Origin of the sequence: Cytobacillus sp. Hm23, from assembly GCF_051842895.1 — a bacterium.
GTDB lineage: Bacteria > Bacillota > Bacilli > Bacillales > SM2101 > Nanhaiella.
This window is the reverse complement of sequence record NZ_JBPXRQ010000071.1, coordinates 1-14,640: the sequence shown is the minus strand read 5'-3', so window position 1 is coordinate 14,640 and position 14,640 is coordinate 1. Positions and strand designations below refer to the sequence as shown.

At 32.0% G+C, this 14,640-nt stretch carries 19 protein-coding genes and 1 pseudogene; 6 read left to right on the top strand and 14 right to left on the bottom strand.

The features are described from left to right. Nucleotides 1-184: 184 nt before the first annotated feature. The 7 genes from ACSVDA_RS23945 to ACSVDA_RS23915 form a co-directional block, all read right to left on the bottom strand. Nucleotides 185-727, bottom strand: a complete 543-nt coding sequence (locus ACSVDA_RS23945; protein WP_485886806.1) for a site-specific integrase — start codon at nucleotides 725-727, stop codon at nucleotides 185-187. Nucleotides 728-850: 123 nt separating this feature from the next. Beyond that, nucleotides 851-1,036, bottom strand: a complete 186-nt coding sequence (locus tag ACSVDA_RS23940; protein WP_485886804.1) for a hypothetical protein — start codon at nucleotides 1,034-1,036, stop codon at nucleotides 851-853. Nucleotides 1,037-1,078: 42 nt separating this feature from the next. Further along, on the bottom strand, nucleotides 1,079-2,050 hold the full coding sequence (locus tag ACSVDA_RS23935) for a DnaD domain-containing protein (protein ID WP_485886802.1): 972 nt from the start codon (nucleotides 2,048-2,050) through the stop codon (nucleotides 1,079-1,081). Nucleotides 2,051-2,201: 151 nt separating this feature from the next. Next, complete coding sequence (locus tag ACSVDA_RS23930) at nucleotides 2,202-2,453, bottom strand: hypothetical protein (protein ID WP_485886800.1); 252 nt, start codon at nucleotides 2,451-2,453, stop codon at nucleotides 2,202-2,204. A gap of 45 nt (nucleotides 2,454-2,498) precedes the next feature. Then, complete coding sequence (locus ACSVDA_RS23925; protein ID WP_485886798.1) at nucleotides 2,499-3,185, bottom strand: ORF6C domain-containing protein; 687 nt, start codon at nucleotides 3,183-3,185, stop codon at nucleotides 2,499-2,501. Between the two features lie 29 nt (nucleotides 3,186-3,214). Next, complete coding sequence (locus ACSVDA_RS23920) at nucleotides 3,215-3,463, bottom strand: hypothetical protein (RefSeq protein ID WP_485886796.1); 249 nt, start codon at nucleotides 3,461-3,463, stop codon at nucleotides 3,215-3,217. 140 nt (nucleotides 3,464-3,603) lie between these two features. Further along, the gene (locus ACSVDA_RS23915; protein ID WP_485886794.1) at nucleotides 3,604-3,792 is read right to left on the bottom strand and encodes a helix-turn-helix transcriptional regulator; all 189 of its coding nucleotides are present in this window, start codon (nucleotides 3,790-3,792) and stop codon (nucleotides 3,604-3,606) included. Nucleotides 3,793-3,972: 180 nt separating this feature from the next. Here ACSVDA_RS23915 and ACSVDA_RS23910 point away from each other — a divergent pair, with 180 nt between their 5' ends. After that, nucleotides 3,973-4,335 carry a helix-turn-helix domain-containing protein gene (locus ACSVDA_RS23910; protein ID WP_485886792.1) on the top strand — a complete coding sequence of 121 codons (363 nt, stop codon included), beginning with the start codon at nucleotides 3,973-3,975 and terminating at the stop codon, nucleotides 4,333-4,335. A 306-nt stretch (nucleotides 4,336-4,641) separates the two neighbouring features. Here ACSVDA_RS23910 and ACSVDA_RS23905 read toward each other — a convergent pair whose 3' ends face one another. Together ACSVDA_RS23905 and ACSVDA_RS23900 are read right to left on the bottom strand one after the other, a co-directional pair. Next, the gene (locus ACSVDA_RS23905) at nucleotides 4,642-4,794 is read right to left on the bottom strand and encodes a hypothetical protein (RefSeq protein WP_485886790.1); all 153 of its coding nucleotides are present in this window, start codon (nucleotides 4,792-4,794) and stop codon (nucleotides 4,642-4,644) included. Then, complete coding sequence (locus tag ACSVDA_RS23900; RefSeq protein WP_485886788.1) at nucleotides 4,794-5,966, bottom strand: AimR family lysis-lysogeny pheromone receptor; 1,173 nt, start codon at nucleotides 5,964-5,966, stop codon at nucleotides 4,794-4,796. The genes ACSVDA_RS23905 and ACSVDA_RS23900 overlap by 1 nt, the downstream gene beginning before the upstream one ends. Before the next feature lie 169 nt (nucleotides 5,967-6,135). On the opposite strand from ACSVDA_RS23900, the gene ACSVDA_RS23895 reads away from it, so the two are divergent. The 3 genes and pseudogenes from ACSVDA_RS23895 to ACSVDA_RS23885 form a co-directional block, all read left to right on the top strand. After that, nucleotides 6,136-6,378, top strand: a complete 243-nt coding sequence (locus ACSVDA_RS23895; RefSeq protein ID WP_485886786.1) for a helix-turn-helix domain-containing protein — start codon at nucleotides 6,136-6,138, stop codon at nucleotides 6,376-6,378. Nucleotides 6,379-6,684: 306 nt separating this feature from the next. Next, nucleotides 6,685-8,229: a recombinase family protein gene (locus ACSVDA_RS23890; protein WP_485886784.1), complete on the top strand. Its 1,545-nt coding sequence runs from the start codon at nucleotides 6,685-6,687 to the stop codon at nucleotides 8,227-8,229. Further along, nucleotides 8,226-8,618 (top strand): annotated as a pseudogene (locus ACSVDA_RS23885) (manganese catalase family protein); the annotation flags it as partial. The gene ACSVDA_RS23890 and the pseudogene ACSVDA_RS23885, both read left to right, overlap by 4 nt. Before the next feature lie 21 nt (nucleotides 8,619-8,639). On the opposite strand, the gene ACSVDA_RS23880 reads toward ACSVDA_RS23885, so the two are convergent. From ACSVDA_RS23880 to ACSVDA_RS23860, 5 genes are all read right to left on the bottom strand, one after another. Beyond that, nucleotides 8,640-9,101, bottom strand: coding sequence for a YpbF family protein (locus tag ACSVDA_RS23880; protein ID WP_485886782.1), 462 nt, complete (start codon nucleotides 9,099-9,101; stop codon nucleotides 8,640-8,642). A gap of 382 nt (nucleotides 9,102-9,483) precedes the next feature. Next, the gene (locus ACSVDA_RS23875; protein ID WP_485886780.1) at nucleotides 9,484-10,098 is read right to left on the bottom strand and encodes a LysM peptidoglycan-binding domain-containing protein; all 615 of its coding nucleotides are present in this window, start codon (nucleotides 10,096-10,098) and stop codon (nucleotides 9,484-9,486) included. A 5-nt stretch (nucleotides 10,099-10,103) separates the two neighbouring features. Beyond that, nucleotides 10,104-10,706 carry a CPBP family intramembrane glutamic endopeptidase gene (locus ACSVDA_RS23870; protein WP_485886778.1) on the bottom strand — a complete coding sequence of 201 codons (603 nt, stop codon included), beginning with the start codon at nucleotides 10,704-10,706 and terminating at the stop codon, nucleotides 10,104-10,106. Beyond that, nucleotides 10,700-12,220 carry a RecQ family ATP-dependent DNA helicase gene (locus tag ACSVDA_RS23865; RefSeq protein ID WP_485886776.1) on the bottom strand — a complete coding sequence of 507 codons (1,521 nt, stop codon included), beginning with the start codon at nucleotides 12,218-12,220 and terminating at the stop codon, nucleotides 10,700-10,702. Before ACSVDA_RS23865 ends, ACSVDA_RS23870 begins: the two co-directional genes overlap by 7 nt. Continuing rightward, complete coding sequence (locus ACSVDA_RS23860; protein WP_485886774.1) at nucleotides 12,195-13,280, bottom strand: YpbB family protein; 1,086 nt, start codon at nucleotides 13,278-13,280, stop codon at nucleotides 12,195-12,197. Before ACSVDA_RS23860 ends, ACSVDA_RS23865 begins: the two co-directional genes overlap by 26 nt. A 282-nt stretch (nucleotides 13,281-13,562) precedes the next feature. On the opposite strand from ACSVDA_RS23860, the gene ACSVDA_RS23855 reads away from it, so the two are divergent. Next, nucleotides 13,563-13,811, top strand: coding sequence for a ferredoxin (locus ACSVDA_RS23855; RefSeq protein WP_214480082.1), 249 nt, complete (start codon nucleotides 13,563-13,565; stop codon nucleotides 13,809-13,811). Between the two features lie 167 nt (nucleotides 13,812-13,978). Next, nucleotides 13,979-14,640: transposase (locus ACSVDA_RS23850; protein ID WP_485886772.1), on the top strand; the 662-nt coding region annotated here is incomplete at its 3' end.

The window sequence follows — 14,640 nt, the reverse complement described above, 5'->3', positions numbered from 1 at the left end:
ATCTGATGTATCACATTTCTTACATCGCATCATAAGCCCTCCTATTGTTCGGTTTTTATAACTATTTTGCAGCTGACCATCCACTAAATTGTTCGGATTTAAAGATGTTTTTCAGCTGTGTTTTTAACCAGGTCTTTCGTGTTTCCCAGAGAATGGTACTAATAAACACAATACAAAATAAGTATTATAAGCTAAAATTATCCACAGCTTCATCCACAAGGTCTTGACTAATTCCTATATACCGCAAGGTAACAGAAGGGTGACTGTGGTTAAATATTTCTTGAAGTAAAGCCACATCCTTATATTTTTTGTAAAAGAAGTACCCAAACGTCTTTCGTGTTGAATGACAACCGCATTCTGATACTCCAACTTCTTGTGCTGCTTCATTTAGGATTTTCCATGCTTGAGATCTTTTAATATGGTCTGAACCTCGGAATGACTTAAATAAATAATCATTATCATTCAAGTTAGTGGTATACTCATTAATTTGCTTTTGGAGTTCGATATTTAATTTAAAGCGTTTAGACTTTTTCGTTTTTTGCTCAGTAATAACCAAGTGGCTTTGACCTTTTACATCTCTTACCTTTAACTTGAGTAGATCACTAATTCTTAGACCTGTATTAATTCCCATTGTGAATAAAAAATAATTACGTTTGCTTTGTTTTAACAGTACTAGTTTCATAGCTTCGATTTCTTCTACGTTTCTAATGGGTTGAACTACTTTCAAGCTTTTTCCACCTTCTGAAATGTTATTTTGACTTGTTTGCCTGTAATTTGCTTATGTCGAGGTCTGCATAATCTTCACGAATGATTTTCTTTTGTAGTGCCATTTGCTCCTTTTCTTCCCTTGTCATAACTCTCTCACCCACTCTGAATTAGATTTTTCTTGCAATAACACTCCCCACTTTTTTGTAAAGGGATTCTCTACCTTTACTTGCTGCTTCGTAATACCAGGTTCATATATTGTGATAATAGAGAGCGTTTCACGATCATTTGAAATACCTTTATGCATAGCTACTTGTCTCGTATCTACCATTACAAATGCCTCCCTTAAGTTTTAATAATGATTGGGGAATGACTACTTACTCTTATATTTTTTCATTCTTTCAAGGAGTTTTTCTTTTTCTGCTTCAAAATCAATTGTTTCAGCATTTTGATCCTTATCTTCACTAGATTGACTTTGATTATGTTCAAACCAATGAGGCAATATCTCCTGTCTAGTTGGATGTTGACCTCCATGAACCGTTCTTTTCATTTGCTGTTCTTTATGTGCTAATGTTGCTGCATTCACTTGCTCCATTGTTTTCAGATCAGCATTAAACCATGATTTTAATATTGCCTCAACATACGCCCATTTTTTTGTACCTTGCTCAACTGCTAGTTTCATAGCTTCAATAACAAGCTCTTGCGAAAGGTCATTAATCCATCCAGTGATTTTGTCTGCAATATAACTTCCGATTGTTCCAAAGCCATTTTGTTCAAAAAAAACAAATGGGTTTGGATCTTGTTGTTTGTGACCTTCTATATCTTTTGGTTCATTGGAATTTTGATTTTCTAAATTTTTTTCATCGATTTTATCAACCAAGTTATTATTATTCTTTTCTTCTTCTTTTTCTTCTTCTTTTTCTTTTTCTTCCCCCAAGTCTATAGATAGTCCATCTATACGGTATCCATATTGTTCTAATAAGGTTATATAAAGGTTTCTAAAGGGTTCATGTTTAACCTGAGCTACTTCTTTAGCAATACATTTTTTTACCTTTGGAGAATTGATGAAGTTATATTTAATCCAATTCAAAATGATGATTTCTTTCGTTGCTTCGTTATAATGGATTTTTCCATACTCGGTAAACCGTTGTAGAAGCTTATCAACTGTTTCTCTGTTATATCCAGTCTCAGTCTCAATAATTCTCTTAGGAAGCTCGTAAATACCGCATTGAGTGGTCTTGCTGTTTGTCATAAGGTACACGTAAAAATATTTTTCTTCTGGAGTAAGATCTAACACAAAAGCATCCTGCCAAAATTCACAATGTACTTGTCTATATACCGCCATATAAAATCACTCCACCCTTTATCGTTTGGTTTATTTGTTTTCAAGGTTTTTCAGCAAAAGAATAATTGATAGCATAGCTTGTCCACCTTTTGCATATGATTAAGTATGATTATCCAGTACAGCTTGAAGCCTTAGTTTATCAATGATAAAATTAAGCTAGTTTATTTTTATTTGTGTGTAGTAAGCTGTTGGTCCAGCTTACTGCTATTTCTTTATGTTCTAGAGCTTTTTGCAAACAAATACGTCTATTTTTAGTTAATCTTTTTTCAATATTCAGTAAACGAACTTCTTTACGATCCCCAGATTTAGTTAAAACTTCAATTAGTTGCACTATGATTGCTTCATGATTAATTAACTCTAATAATTGTTTTTTCATAGGGTAATCATAATTTAGGATTGTCATAATCATTCACCTCCTTAAAATTGAGAGATTACTAGTTATGTAGAATTATGATGCTAATTTCTTCTTTGGAATCCATGCTTCAATGTATTTAATTGCTGATGTTAACTCTTTTCTTTTCAGATCTCTATAGCTTGCTACGCCAAATCGGTCCTTAATATCACGATGGAGTTCCCTAAATAGATCCTTTCGATCTTCCTTATCAATCGTTAGCTCGTACACTTTGGCACCTACAGCTTTTTGTACTCTTCTTTGCTGTCCACTATCCAAGGTTACTTGCTCATCAACTTTGTATTCCAATTGCTTTATTTTGTTATCCAACTGATCAACTTTCTCAGAGTTTTCTAAAGTTAATCTCACTGATGCTAATAATTGTTCTCTCGCTGATAACATTTTTGCTTCGTGTTTAACCCTATAGTAATCATCAACTAACATTTCATATGCTTCCCATGCTTTATCTGTATTTAAGGATTTAGCATGAAGCCATGCACCCTTCTCAGTCCAAAGGTATAATTTATTAAGGTTAGGCGCGATTCCTAAATTTTCGTATTCGCGTTTGAAATTTCTTAATTCAATCCCAGCCAGTAAGATAAAATGCTTATCTTCTAAGAAACGTTGTTGGTTATTTGCAAAGTTGTTGTTTAGCATTTTAATTTTCGCGCCATACTGTTCAGCAAGAATTTCACTTGTAAGCAACCTTTGTCCATTTTGTTCTATAGTTAGTGTTTGGTTCATATATTCACCTCGATATTTTTAAGTTAAAATCACTTGACTTCATGGCTCTTTCTCATATTCTCTAATCTCTTCTCTTCTTCAATTTCCGCATTCAGTTTCAATTGTTCTTCAACAGAAAGAGAATCCCATATATCCCATAGAGCATTATAAAAGTCTTGTATACGCCTCTGATTTTCCTCTTCTGTCATTGGTGGAGGAGCAACAATTTTAACTACTGTTTTTCCAAATTTATATGTAGCTAAATACTCCTTTTTTTGTTTGTTTTTTTTATCACCCATAGACATTTCCCTCCTTGGAATATGTCTATGATCTATTTTGGATTGGACAACACTATAAATTCCATCCACTATGAATCCCCCTAACATTTGCAGTTATTTATAATCCACTTATTGTTCATGTTGTACAATTAAAGTAGAATTTACTTATCTACTAAATCATTTAATGTAATCTCAAAAACTAAAGCAATTTCATGTGCCATTTCAATGGTTAATTTTCTTTCACCCCTTTCGATTTTACTTAAGGCAGAAACAGATATATACAAGAGGTCTGAAAGCTCTTTTAAGGTTAATCCATTTTCATTTCTTATCTCTCTAATTCTATTTTTCATTGTCCACCTCTCAAATAATTGTACGTTATGTACAATTGTTACTTACATTATATTTGTACAAAACGTACAATGTCAACAGTAGTTATAAATAAATTTGAGTAAAATTGTTCAAATTGGCAAATTTCTTTGTTACAATTAATAGAAGTATAGGTACTCTTACTTAGAAGGGTAGGCAAGTTAATGAAATATGAAGTTATTGGTGAAAGACTGCGTACAGCACGAGAAAACAAGGGATTTACACTTAAAGAAGTGGGTGAAACATTACAACTAACATTTTCTGGAGTGTCAAAGTTTGAACGTGGTGAACGTAAGCCATCTATAGAAATCCTTGAAAAGTTTGCTACTACTTATAACGTAACTTTAGATTATCTGCTGGGGAATTCAGATAATCCAACACTAACATCTGAACAGGAAATTAAAATTTCAGCTGAAGCTAAAGAGTTATATGAAATTATTGAAAGTCTCCCAAGTGAGAAAAGGGAGGAAATTATAAAAGAAGTTACCGCCTATGTAAAAATTAAATCAGCACAAGAAAATTTCTAAGCTCCCTCATTTCATAGAGGCAGCTTTTTCATTTTTTATCTTTTCTACAAGTTGAACAGCGTGTAGATTATTTAATTCTTTATATTTAGCTAATTTTTGAAGTGTTATTAACAAGTCTGTTTTCATATATAACTACCTCTCTATCCTTTGCTTTAATATTATTACTGTTTTCTTTTTCAGTTAGTTATCAAGAACAAATTTTATAGAGTATAGTGGACAACAAAATTAACACTATGACTTTTGATGTCCACTCTTTAAAACGATTGAAGGACAGTACCTCTAGTGAGATACTGCCCTTCAATGATATTAACCACCTTCTGGTTCATTGTTACTACTTTTGAGAATTATTAGTTTCTCCTTCTCAATAATTTTATCATTTGGTGAATCCGCATATCCAAATGTAGGTATTGATATTACTAACAAAGAAGCAAGGAAACTCATCTTGATCCAATTTTTCATTATCTATATACCTCCTTAGATGCTTTATGCCTATTAAAAACTTTATAGGGTAAATCAGCAAAATGCGTGTCTCCCCACATTTCAAACTGTACTCTCGCTTGATTCAATAAATCATGTTCAATCATTTCTGATGGTTCAATTAAGGCTCGTACTATCCTAACAAAAACTGCATTATATCCATCATATTCAGTTTCTTTCCCTAATTTTATCTTAGCTTCATCCATCTTCCCAATAGTGGCTAATAAGAATGCTTGATTGATAGGAGATATAGGTTCTAACCCAACTGTTTCCCCCCAGTATATAGAAGAGAATTCTACTTGGAATTGAGCATGATTTGAATCTGTAAACATACCACACTCAAAATATAGCTTTGAAGACATTTCCAGATGACTTATACATTTGTCTTTATTTTCATATAAATAAGAAGAACCTAATGCATAATGTGCAGATGCTTTATGTCTAGTTCCTACTTCACTATTTATGATTTCTTGAGCTATTTTACGAACTTTGGCATAATCCTTAAGCTTGACTAGTGCTCTTATTAGCAATTCATTAACTCTAGGCTTAAATTTAGTATACATTAGAATCTTCTTTTGATCTTCAATATTCTCCAACATGGACAAACAGACATTTTTCAGTTTTAAATACCTTTCACTTATTCCATCAAAATTCTGAGCATTTAATAGATAAAGTGCTTTTACATAATTTTTCAAAAATAAAACTTGAGGGTTTGAGCAATTAATATTTACACTCTCTACATAAATATCACCCCAAGTAACCCCGTTTTCTTTTAGTTTAGCTTTTGCAATTAGCCCGTATATCATAGCTATTTGTAGTGTTGGATACTTCATTCCTTTACCTTTATCAGATAATTTCCCCACAAGTTGAAACATGTTTTTCTCTAAACAATAATCCATTAATTCTTTTAGATTACTAGATTTAGCGATATAAACTAAACCGTAATCTTCTAACAGTTCTAAATCTTGTTTATTATTCCCGTAAAGCATATATAATTTTAAAACAGTTTTCACTGATGGTTCAGGTTTACCTACTTCAAAATATTTTATAAAATTTGAAACAGTGCTTTTAGATTTTACATCTATTAATCGTGCTATTTCTCGTTGTCCCCTAGAATCCTTTAAAATGTAGTTTCTAAGATCAATTAATTTCACATTACCCCCCCTGCAAAAGGAAAAACAATATATTTATAATTATGGAATTATTTACTTATTTAGTGTATCATATGGTGTGACTAACGTAAATAGTTAAACTTTATTTCGATATACAACCAAATGAGATATTTAAAAAATTCTCATTATTCGTATGAAAGGAATGGTCATCATGGAAAGAATACAATGTAAATTGTCTGAAGCATTGTCAGAGTTAAATATTTCAGGATATAAACTCTCAATAGAGGCTAAGTTGCGCCCAAGTACAATTCAAGATTTAGTACATAATAGAATGAAAAGTGTTAAGATAACTACTTTGTTATCCATTATTTCCACACTAAATGCAATTGCTAAGGAAAAGGGTTTAGATAAAGAATACAATGTATCAGATATATTTATTTATATAAAAATGTAACTATAATTGATTATATATTTCACAAATGCACGAACGCAAGTTCTTATATGTAACTTGATAAAATTACTCATTATTCAGCATGATTTACACAAAAAGGTAATAATAAAATAATATCAGAAAAATAAATTATTTGTTTTCCTACCTAGAGCTCATTTTTTTGAATAAAACTATAGATTTCTTCATTTTTCTTTATATTTCTTTTAATAATATTAATATATTTATAATTCATTTAATAGGATTCAACTGTAATCATAATTACTTACATATACTAAGAAAAAAGAACATATCTGATTTTGGGGTGATCAAATGGAAAAGGTTGCTATTTATCTAAGAAAATCACGTGCTGACCTTGAAGCAGAGTCTCGTGGTGAAGGAGAAACATTAGCAAAGCATAAAAAAACTTTATTAAAAGTAGCAAGAGAAAAGAAGCTCAATGTATCAATAATTCTAGAAGAGATAGTTTCAGGAGAATCACTAATGAAACGACCTGAAATGCTACGTTTACTTGAGGAAGTAGAAAATAAATCTTTTGATGCAGTTCTTGTAATGGACATGGATCGTTTAGGCAGGGGGAATATGCAGGAACAGGGTTTAATCCTAGAAACGTTCAGAAGCTCAAATACAAAGATTATTACACCTCGGAAGACATATGACCTTACAAATGAGTTTGACGAAGAATACAGCGAATTTGAAAGCTTTATGGCACGAAGAGAATTAAAGCTAATCACAAGACGTATGCAACGTGGGCGTGTTGCAAGTATAGAAGCAGGAAATTATATAGGAAGTGTTGCTCCATATGGTTATAAAAAAATTAAAACAGAGCACAATGAAATAACTCTTGTACCTGATGAAAATGAATCACCTATTGTTAAAATGATTTTTGATATGTATGTTCATCAAGATCAAGGTACTGGTCTTATAGCAAGGCACCTAAACAATTTAGGTATTCCAACAAGAAAAAATAGTAAATGGATAGTAGCAACAATTCGTGATATACTTCAAAACCCAATTTACATAGGAAAAATTAAATGGAATACAAGACCAGAGATAAAAACAAAAGTAGATGGTGAATTAAAAACATCTAGACCTCGGGCTAATAAAGATCAGTGGAAAATTGTTGACGGTAAACACTCTCCTTTAGTTGAGGAAGATATTTTTTATAAAGCGAAGGAAATTTTTAAATCTAGAAAAAGAGTTCGAACATCAAACGGTAAGATAACTAACCCTTTAGCTGGTATTATCCGTTGTGGAATGTGTAACAGTGCTATGGTGAGGAGACCCTATAAAAATCAACCTGCTCACATTATATGTTCAAATCAATTGTGTTCCAACAAAAGTTCCAGATTCGAGTATGTTGAGCTTAAACTTATAAAGGCTATTGAAGAGTGTTTATTACAATACAAGACTGATCTAAGATCTGTAAATCGTATAGACAACGACAATGAAAGCCTAGATAAAGAAGATATTATGAAGAGTATTCAGCAAGAAAAATCTGAACTGTTAAAACAACAAGATCGACTACATGATTTCTTAGAAAGAGGTGTATATTCTGAAGAAACTTTTTTAGACAGAAACCAAAAAATAGCCTTAAGGTTACAAAAAGTAAATGGAGCATTAGAAAAAATCCAAGAAGAGATTTCCTCAGAAAAAAACAGATTGACCACTGAAACAAATATAGTTCCAAAAGTTGAAACTAATTTAAGGTTATACCTCCAATCTAATGACCCACCTGAGAAAAATAAACTACTAAAGCTTATTGTACACGAGGCTGTCTATGCTAAAGATAAAACCCAAAGATTAGATGACTTCTCGTTAGAAATAACTCCCACATTTTACACAGACAACAAATAGGTGCAAAAGAATTTGCTCACCTAGAAATGATTGCAACGATGGTTTATAAACTTACAAAAGACGCTACTGTTGAACAATTGAAAGCAGCAGGTTTAGGTTCACATTATGCAAATCATGAAAAAGCCTTGTTTTACGAAAACTCAAGTGGTGATGCATTTACGACAACCTATATTGCAGCAAAAGGTGATCCGATTGCTGATCTGTATGAAGATATTGCAGCTGAGGAAAAAGCTAGGGCAACTTATCAATGGATTATCAATTTAAGTGACGATCCCGATTTGAATGATGGATTACGTTTTTTGAGAGAAAGAGAAATTATTCATGCGCAACGTTTTCGAGAGGCTGTAGAAATATTAAAAGAGGAAAAAGATCAAAAGAGATTCTTTTAGCTAATGACTTTAACTCATTAGCTATTTACTTTCATGGTATAAATTTATATCATATTCAGTCTGCATTAAATCGAAAACACGTTCTCTTTCATGCCATTTAATAGGTTGTGGCCATAGCTCAATACTCTTTCTTATTACTTCACAGCGTAAATCATGAAATTCCTTCTCAGTTTTGTCAACCTTCTTTTTATAATAAAGAATTGTACCATACACAGAAAATATGGTAAGCAATACAAATAAATGAATTTCATCTCCTAGAAAGATAGACATGATCTTACTTGTAGAATAATAAAATGGCTGTACAATGAAGAATAAAATATATAGAAAGAATATGATGCACAGAAATAGTAAAGTATACTGTAGCACCTTCACTCTTTGTTTCATAAACTCAAATTTACGCTTTCTATCAACGAGATGCTGAAGCAATTGTTTTGTTACTTGATCTGTATTTGTATGTAATTGCTTTATTTTCTCCTCAATCATAACCACCTCCAGCTCACTTTACTCCTATTCTATTAACTTGGACTACGTATTATGCCATAACAAAATAAGGTAGCGATTTGATCAACGACAACATGCTGGAGTTTCAAATCATAAAAACGCTTCATCTTTTATGGTTTAAAGAAACGGCTCAAAAGGCTTAGAAAATAGCTAGACAAGACATAGAGGCAATAAATGACCTTATCTTCCATTCCTGACTACCAAGCGTGTTAATAGGCACTTTCTTCTGCAAGTAGAAATGTTGAAATGAGCCTGAAGTGAAATATTCAATAGAAATAAACAATATTTATCGTTTCACATAAGTTACTAAGTGAAAAAAGCACCAATTGCGAAAAGAGCCTTATTTAATAAAACGAAAGCACACTTATTTGCTTTCGCTCTGTCTCGTTGGTATAAGAAGTTTTTGCCCTGTAAATATACTATTTCCTTGTATATTATTTGCTAGTTTTATGATCTCAATTCCAGATTTACTATTAAAATATTTCATTGAAATGCTAAATAACGTTTCGTCATTTTTCACATAATGAATGATGTAAGAATTACTATCTGTTATTTCGGTCTCTTGTTCGACCCCATTCTCTATATTCGTTTCGCTGGATGCATGATTGGTTGTGGTGTCTTCTTCAACACTTTCACTTCCTATTGGCTCAGATTGCTGAAAGCTTTCTTCGTCCTCCACATTCCCTCTGTTAGGGGATTGGATATTCACTTTCACAGGACCCTTACTATTGGTATCTAAAGTATTATTAGCGTTTCTGTATGCAATACTAAGGATTACAATTGGCAATAATATAAAAAACAGAGCTAACAAACGAATAATCGGGTATTTAATTCTAAATTTCGTTTTCTTTTTTTTTGCTTTATGTACCTGACTTCTAGGAGGCAACACTGATTTTTTTACACTTTCCTCTTCAGCATTTGCAATCCTGTCCCGTAATTGTGTAGCTTGATCCTGCAACTTTTCATTCTTATTAGACATACCAATCACCTCTTACTATGTCTTTTGCTACTTATATAATTTAGACGCAATCTGACAGCTAATATAAAATCTATTAAAAAATGTGCAAAGGTTGTGACAAATAAGTTATTTGTCTTTAAAAACATATATCCTAATAAAAAGCTTAAAAATATAACTGAAATGAATAGAACCCACTTTTGAAGATATCGAAAATGTAAAAGAGCAAATATTAAACTAGCAACGACAATGCCAAAATGAGTTTGTATAACACCTCTAAATAATAACTCCTCTGAAAAGGCAATGACGATAGTTAAAAAGAATATATGCGGTATGCTTCGATGCTGAAAAATTTTTTCATTAAGTCCACCATCATCAACTAGCTCGTTTGGTAAATATTTCATAAATAACAAGTCAGTTATAATTACAAATAACGCTATTCCACCACCATATATAATGATACGGAAATCCAATAAGTTCCATAGTGCTTTGAACGAATTAAAATCTGGAAATAGAAAAAAACCAAAAATAATCGCGGCCACAATCAATAATGTTTGTGTTGCGTACAAATGAAATAAAATTTCTCGATCGTCCATATTTTGTAATAAACGTTGTTGCCTATTATTTAACATCTATTTTCACTCACTTTAAACATTCGATTTAGCTCATTCCTCCAATTAAATGGTTTAGGTTTTGTATTCTCAGAGTTTTGATAAAAGTTGTTTATTTGAAATGAGCAATTATCACAGCAACTAGATGGTTTCTTTTCTAGCTTCTCGCAAAAATATGCTAGTAAATGTTCTCTTCGGCAATCGTTACATTCAATCCATTCCAGCATTTTATGTAACTTCAAGTATTTCTCTTCAATTCTTCTTTGTACTTCTTCATAAATTACACTGATGATTTCACCCTTATCAACTTTATTATTCATCAACTTTGGTAGTTGCATTATTAGATGCTTTAATAATCGCCACTGTACTTCTGTCAAATGATATTCGTCTATGATGGTTATATCATGTTGTTTATTAAAAGAGGAAACGCTGCTTATCTTCCCAGAATGATCTAGGTAATTAACTACTTTTCCAACTTGTTTAATTGTCGGGAATTCATGTTCGATAATTCCTCTTTGTAATTTGTCATCACCAACGGTATGAAGTAAGATTGCAATACTATTTTTACCATCACGCCCCGCACGTCCTATTTCTTGAACATAAGATTCAAATTGGCTTGGAAAATGGAAGTGAATCACAAATCTAATATTAGATTTGTTAACACCCATACCAAATGCACTCGTGCAACAAATAACATGTAATTGATCATGGAGAAACTGTTGTTGTATTAACATACGTTGTTCTTGGTCCATGCCTCCATGATAATAAGCGACATCAGTTATTCCTTCGTTTAATAATCTTTCTGCTATTATTTCAGTCCAATTTCTACTTGAAAAATATATGATTCCTGGGCCCTTCAAAGATCGAATGAAATGTAGAAGCTTGTCTATTTTCTCTTCAATTGTATTAACTTTTTCAACTAATAAAGCGATGTTTGGTCGATCTACAGAATAAATATGCATCTTCGCATCATGTAAATTTAATGATTTTTTTATATCTGTAACTACCTCATTTGTTGCTGTTGCAGTTAACGCAAGGCAAGTTGGATTACCTAACATTTCTTTTATTTCACCTAGCTTAGAATAATCTGGACGAAAATCATGTCCCCATTGGGATATACAATGGGCTTCATCTACTACAAATAGTGAAACATTGATGTTCTTTAGCGCTGAAATTATATGAGGTAATTGCAGCATTTCTGGAGAAATATAAATAAAGCGAAAACTTGCTATATCGCGAATAGCAAGGCGTTTAGCACCCGTTCGTAAAAAACTATTTAGTGCGATTACTTTTTTTTCACCATTCATCCTAAGCTGTTGAACTTGGTCTTCCATTAGAGATACTAATGGTGAGATAATTATAATACTGCCACTCAACATATAACCTGGTAATTGGTAACAGATTGATTTTCCCCCACCCGTTGGCAGCATCCCTACAACATCATTACCAGCTAATATATCCTCAATAATTTCCCTTTGACCAGTTCGAAATGTTTGATATCCAAATCGGTTATTTAATTGAGTTTCCAACTTCATTTACTCCACCACTTTTAGCTAAAACAAGACGAATTTCAAAATATGAAAAGGTTGAATTTAATGCCTGTTTAATAAGCTTTAATTGATTTGTTTGCAATTCCCTTATTTGAGCTTGAATGAGTGCTATCTTATTTGTATTAATAAATGGTTCTATACTAAAATTTTCAATGTTATGAGCAATTTCAACAATATGATCCTCAATTGTGCTCTCTTTTAAATCCCTTATTTTAGAAATTTGATCTATTGATTTCCCGTTGTTAATTAAAGCTAGCGTTTTCCGAGCAGAAACTGTTAGTGGATATGGAAAGTTAATATCAGCAATCATTTTAGCTAAAATAGGCATTTTAGTTTTGTTTAGTTCAACTAAATTAACTATTTCATGTAATATAGCTTGAAAAGTAATAACAATATACGTCTCATCTTCACGATACATTGTTGATAATTGTTTAAATGTCAAGCCTATCCGATCAAAACTTGATAGCCTAAGAACAAAAAGATCCGCTTTTTTTTCTGGCAACAAAGAAAGTAATAATTCTAATTCATTAGCTATATTATTTATCAACACTAATTTGTTTCCTTGATAGTGGTTGAAGAAATCCTTGACCCATTTTTGAACGCTTTCGTTCGTCTGAATAGGTGTATATTGCTGATTTTTATAAGAAATATTTGAGAGCACCTGCACAATTAAGGTGAGTCTTTTCCAAAAATGACTAGCCACATTGTTATACTTCCAACCGTCAAGCTTTTCCGGCAATGGACTTTCCAATAAATATTGTGTAACTATTTTTTCACCAACTATTGTTACGTCGTAATGATCTTTCTCAATTTCTCTAATGTAATTTTGTTCTTTTAATAAATGAACAGCTTTTGTAACTTCGTGTATTGAATGATCTGGTAAGACCGAAAACAAATTTGATAAGTCATATAGCTTACCATCATGTATTGTTTGTGAAGATTTTTTGCCTTTTAACAGATGGTGTACAGCAGCAACAGATCGCTCACCTTTCAATTTCTTAAGACAGTATAAAACTACTACAGAAAAATAATTGAGAGTTTTCATATGATCACCTTAAGGTAAATAAACTCAAAATGAATAGATATATTTATTTTAGCAAATATTGAAGAAGTAATGTGAACTATTCTCATCAAACCTCTATAAAAAACGTCTTAATCACTGATTACTACTTTTATTTAACGAGCTAGAAAGCCTTATATGATAAGTATTCTCAATGACTTTTCTATTGAAAAGTTTTTAAAACAGTTTTACAATAGGAATGAGCAACTCGTTTCCATTTTTAATGAGGAACTAATTTATTAATAGATAACTTTGGGAGGTATTTTGATGGCAAAGTACACAATTGTTGACAAAGAAACATGTATCGCATGTGGTGCATGCGGAGCAGCAGCACCTGATATTTATGATTATGATGATGAAGGTATTGCATTCGTAACATTAGACGATAATCAAGGAATTGTTGAAATTCCTGATGTTCTATTAGATGATATGATGGATGCACTTGAAGGATGCCCTACAGATTCAATCAAAGTTGCAGATGAAGCATTTGATGGCGATGCATTAAAATTTGAATAGAATAATTAAAAGAGGCTGGGACAAAACCCAACTCTGATATGAAAAAGCCGGTGAAATTTTACGACGAGTAAAATTTCACCGGCTTTGATTATTTTTGAATTAAAATAAGGACCACTTCTGATAAAATAAAGTTACCACACAAAATCTCATCAGAAAGAAGGGTCCTTATGTTTAAAAATTATATCATGAATCAACTAGTTTTGCCTTTAGATCTAGAAGTGAAATTACAAAAAAATGATATTGCCTTCCATGTCCATCATTTAGTTGAAAGTATCCCTCATAAAGCGTTCGAATCATTTCTCCGAAATGAGGGTTGTCCTGCCTATCATCCACGCATGATGCTTAAAATTATTTTGTGTGCCTACACACAATCGGTCTTTTCTGGACGCAAAATTGAAGCCCTATTAAAAGACAGTATTCGTATGATGTGGTTAGCTCAAGGATATGAACCAAGCTACCGCACAATCAATCGATTCCGTGTTCAACCAGAAGTTAAAGAATTAATTCGCGAATGTTTTGTCCAATTCCGTTGCCAATTGATCGAAGAAAAGCTTATTGATCAAGAAGCAATTTTTATTGATGGCACAAAGATTGAAGCGAATGCGAATAAATTTACGTTCGTCTGGAAGAAATCCATTGAGAACTATCATGAGAGTTTAATTGAAAAGTCAAACCAGCTATATAATGAGTTACTTAAGAATGAAATTTTACCTGAAATTGAACGTGAAACGGCTGAAGAGTTATCATTGGAAGATCTCACTCAATTGGTTCAAAAAGTAGACGATGTTGTAACTGAGTATGATAAACAACTTGAAGATACTTCAGACAC

Coding starts and splice junctions, on each gene's coding strand:
- ACSVDA_RS23940 (WP_485886804.1), bottom strand. CDS start 1,036: ATGGTAGATACGAGACAAGTAGCTATGCATAAAGGTATTTCAAATGAT.
- ACSVDA_RS23935 (WP_485886802.1), bottom strand. CDS start 2,050: ATGGCGGTATATAGACAAGTACATTGTGAATTTTGGCAGGATGCTTTT.
- ACSVDA_RS23930 (WP_485886800.1), bottom strand. CDS start 2,453: ATGACAATCCTAAATTATGATTACCCTATGAAAAAACAATTATTAGAG.
- ACSVDA_RS23925 (WP_485886798.1), bottom strand. CDS start 3,185: ATGAACCAAACACTAACTATAGAACAAAATGGACAAAGGTTGCTTACA.
- ACSVDA_RS23920 (WP_485886796.1), bottom strand. CDS start 3,463: ATGGGTGATAAAAAAAACAAACAAAAAAAGGAGTATTTAGCTACATAT.
- ACSVDA_RS23915 (WP_485886794.1), bottom strand. CDS start 3,792: ATGAAAAATAGAATTAGAGAGATAAGAAATGAAAATGGATTAACCTTA.
- ACSVDA_RS23910 (WP_485886792.1), top strand. CDS start 3,973: ATGAAATATGAAGTTATTGGTGAAAGACTGCGTACAGCACGAGAAAAC.
- ACSVDA_RS23905 (WP_485886790.1), bottom strand. CDS start 4,794: ATGAAAAATTGGATCAAGATGAGTTTCCTTGCTTCTTTGTTAGTAATA.
- ACSVDA_RS23895 (WP_485886786.1), top strand. CDS start 6,136: ATGGAAAGAATACAATGTAAATTGTCTGAAGCATTGTCAGAGTTAAAT.
- ACSVDA_RS23890 (WP_485886784.1), top strand. CDS start 6,685: ATGGAAAAGGTTGCTATTTATCTAAGAAAATCACGTGCTGACCTTGAA.
- ACSVDA_RS23880 (WP_485886782.1), bottom strand. CDS start 9,101: ATGATTGAGGAGAAAATAAAGCAATTACATACAAATACAGATCAAGTA.
- ACSVDA_RS23875 (WP_485886780.1), bottom strand. CDS start 10,098: ATGTCTAATAAGAATGAAAAGTTGCAGGATCAAGCTACACAATTACGG.
- ACSVDA_RS23870 (WP_485886778.1), bottom strand. CDS start 10,706: ATGTTAAATAATAGGCAACAACGTTTATTACAAAATATGGACGATCGA.
- ACSVDA_RS23865 (WP_485886776.1), bottom strand. CDS start 12,220: ATGAAGTTGGAAACTCAATTAAATAACCGATTTGGATATCAAACATTT.
- ACSVDA_RS23860 (WP_485886774.1), bottom strand. CDS start 13,280: ATGAAAACTCTCAATTATTTTTCTGTAGTAGTTTTATACTGTCTTAAG.
- ACSVDA_RS23855 (WP_214480082.1), top strand. CDS start 13,563: ATGGCAAAGTACACAATTGTTGACAAAGAAACATGTATCGCATGTGGT.